Source organism: Nocardia sp. NPDC058497, from assembly GCF_042720195.1.
Classification (GTDB): Bacteria; Actinomycetota; Actinomycetes; order Mycobacteriales; family Mycobacteriaceae; genus Nocardia.
The window spans coordinates 1-3,010 of the sequence record NZ_JBHXMY010000665.1 but is presented as its reverse complement, the minus strand read 5'-3'; the positions used below and the strand labels follow the sequence as shown (position 1 = coordinate 3,010).

General features: G+C 70.2%; 3 protein-coding genes. 2 read left to right on the top strand and 1 reads right to left on the bottom strand.

Annotation, left to right across the window (positions count from 1 at the left end):
• Window positions 1-70: 70 nt before the first annotated feature.
• The gene (locus ACFWPJ_RS29145; RefSeq protein ID WP_378856158.1) at window positions 71-850 is read right to left on the bottom strand and encodes a metallophosphoesterase; all 780 of its coding nucleotides are present in this window, start codon (window positions 848-850) and stop codon (window positions 71-73) included.
• A gap of 251 nt (window positions 851-1,101) precedes the next feature.
• On the opposite strand from ACFWPJ_RS29145, the gene sigJ reads away from it, so the two are divergent.
• Both sigJ and ACFWPJ_RS29135 read left to right on the top strand, forming a co-directional pair.
• Window positions 1,102-2,043: an RNA polymerase sigma factor SigJ gene (sigJ, locus tag ACFWPJ_RS29140; protein WP_378856156.1), complete on the top strand. Its 942-nt coding sequence runs from the start codon at window positions 1,102-1,104 to the stop codon at window positions 2,041-2,043.
• Window positions 2,044-2,123: 80 nt separating this feature from the next.
• Window positions 2,124-3,010 (top strand): NAD(P)/FAD-dependent oxidoreductase (locus tag ACFWPJ_RS29135; RefSeq protein WP_378856154.1); only part of this gene is annotated, 887 nt, incomplete at its 3' end.

Genomic DNA, 3,010 nt, shown 5'->3' with positions numbered 1-3,010 from the left:
CTGCCCCTCCTCGAGGTCGGGGCGTGCGGGGCTGGGAGTGCGGGACGATCCGGCTCAGTGTTCTGCCAGGTCAGGCCGGGGGCGTGGCCAGCCAGCCGCCCATCGCGACGGTGCGGAAATGGGTTGTCAGGGTGTGGGTTTCATCGATGACGTGCAGGGCGATCGCGGGATCGGGGGCGTAGTCCATGACCTTGTGCGGCAGGGTCACCTCCCAGGCGCCGCCGAGGACGGAGGCGGTGCTGGGGCAGCAGATCATGGGTTTTCCCGCGAATATCGTCGCGATGGGGGAGTGGGCGTGGCCGGTGATGATGCCGAGGATGCGGGGGTCGCCCGCGACGACGGCGGCGAGGCGACTGGGGTCGGCCAGGGCGATGACGTCGACGACCGGGCTGGCGACGGGCTTCGGCGGGTGATGCAGGGCCAGCAGAATCGGGCCTTCGGGCGGCGCGGCGGCCAGCGTCGCGCGCAGCCAGTCGTAGGTCTCCTCGGACAGCAGGCCGCTTGGTTCGCCGGGGATGCTGGAGTCGAGCATGATCACGGTGAGTGGTCCGACGCGGTGGACGCTGTTGATCGGAGCGGTCGAGGCGGGTTCGCCGAGGAGATCGGTGCGGAAAGCGGCGCGGTCGTCGTGGTTGCCAGGCAGCAGGTAGACGGGGATGTCGGCCTGCAGGGCCAGGCGGGCTTCGGCGTACTGTTCCGGCTTGCCGGAATCGGTGATGTCACCGGTCACGAGGATGACATCGGGCCTGCGGGGCAGGTCGGCCAGATAGGCCATCACTCGTTCCACGCGTTCGATGTTGCGCGGGGTGAGGTCGAAGTGGGTATCGCTGAGCTGAGCCGCCAGGATCATCGGCAGTCGCTTTCTTCTCTGGGATCGCTCCGTTGCGTCAGAGTGTGCCGGTATGAGTCTTCGGCACCTCTCAAGGCTAGATGACCTGGGCTTATCCGTCTTCATGAGGCGTGCCACGGACCGAAACCCAATCGATGGTCTGTGTCATCGCTCACGCCACGAAACTCGGCGTTCCGCTGCGCTCGGCCTGCTGTTGTAGTAGCTGACGGGTTCGGTGGCAGCACCACGCCCGAATAGCCGACCATAGGGGGATGACGCTCAGTACCGACCAGGCCGATGTGTTCGAGGCTTCCCGTGGCCGTCTGGAGGCGATCGCCTACCGGCTGCTCGGCTCGGCCGGTGACGCCGAGGACGCGGTGCAGGACACCTACCTGCGCTGGCACGCGGCCGACCGGGAACGGATCGAGACGCCGGTGGCGTGGCTGACGAAGGTGCTCACCAACATCTGCCTCAATCAGCTCACCTCGGCCAGGGCGCGGCGGGAAACCTACGTGGGACAGTGGCTTCCGGAGCCCGTCCTGGCCGGTGACCGCATGCTCGGCCCGGCCGACACGGTCGAGCAGCGCGAATCCGTGTCGCTCGCGATGCTCGCCGTGATGGAACGGCTCTCACCCAACGAGCGCGTGGTGTACGTGTTGCGCGAGGCGTTCGGTTATCAGCATCGCGAGATCGCGGAGATCCTCGATATCGGCGAGTCGAACTGTCAGCAGATCTACCGGCGGGCGAAGCAGCACGTCGGCGGGCAGTCCCGCGTCACCGTCGACGCGGCCGCGGCGCAGCGGATCGTCGAGGAATTCCTCGCGGCGGTGCTCAGCGGTGACACCGATCCGCTGGTCCGGCTGCTCGTCGACGACGCGGTCGGCGTGGCCGACGGTGGCGGCCGGATCCCGGCCCGCAAGACCCCGATTCTCGGCGCGTTCGCCATCGCCCGCTACCTCAGCCACGTGTTCCACCCGACCCCGGCCAAGCGGGCCTACGTCGGCGGCACTCCGGTGTTCTACGCCTGCGTGGTCAACGGCGGTCCCGGCGCGCTGGCGCTGGTCGGCGACCAGGTCATCGCCGTCGTCGGCCTCGACGTCACGCCCGAGGGGATCGCGGGTGTCCAGCTCCAAGTCAACCCGGAGAAGCTGGCTCGCATCACCCGGCAGTGGACGGCCGAGGGGCCACATGCCCCGCTCGATTTCGCATGGTGACCCACATCACAGCTGGGTGGTGTCAGGGTTCGCGCGCCTGTCCGGTTCAGGAGGGGAGTCCATCCCGATAGGAGCGAGCCATGAAGCACCGCATTGTCGTCCTCGGAGCCGGGTACGCCGGAGCCATCGCCGCCGGGCGTCTCGCGAAGCGGCTGCATCGCGACGACGTCGCGATCACCCTCGTCAACGCCGACCCCGACTTCGTCGAACGGGTGCGGATGCATCAGCTCGCGACCGGCCAGCAGCTGCGCGAGCGCCCGCTGCGCGAGGTCTACGCGGGCACCGGCGTGCGGGTCGTGATCGACCGGGTCACCGCGGTCGACGCCGAGCGCAAGCAGGTCACCCTCGCCGACGGCGAGACCATCGCCTACGACACCCTCGTCTACGCGCTGGGCAGCACCGGCGCCGACCAGGGCGTCCCCGGCGTCGCCGAGCACGCCCACGGCCTCGCCGGAAAGCAGGCGGCGCTGCGTCTGCGGGCCCGGCTGGGCGAACTGTCCGCCGGCGCGCCGGTCGTTGTCGTCGGCGGTGGCCTGACCGGCATCGAAGCCGCCACCGAGATCGCCGAGGCCCGCCCGGATCTCGCCGTGTCGATCGCGGCCCGCGGCGGTGTCGGCGCCTGGCTGAGCGAGAAGGCGCGACAGCACCTGACGAAGGCGATCGACCGGCTCGGCATCACGGTGCACGATCACGCCGACATCACCCGCGTCACCGCGACCGCCGTGGTCGCGGGCACCACGGAGATTCCGTCCGCACTGACCGTGTGGACCGCGGGCTTCACGGTGCACCCCATCGCCGCGGCCACCACGCTGACGGTGTCGGACACCGGCCGGATCGTCGTCGACGCCACCATGCGCTCGGTCTCGCACCCCGACGTCTACGCCGTCGGCGACGCCCCCCTGGGCCTCGGGCCCGCGGGCGGGCGGCGGGGCGAGGGGGGGGCGGGCGGGCGCCCGCTCGGGCGGGG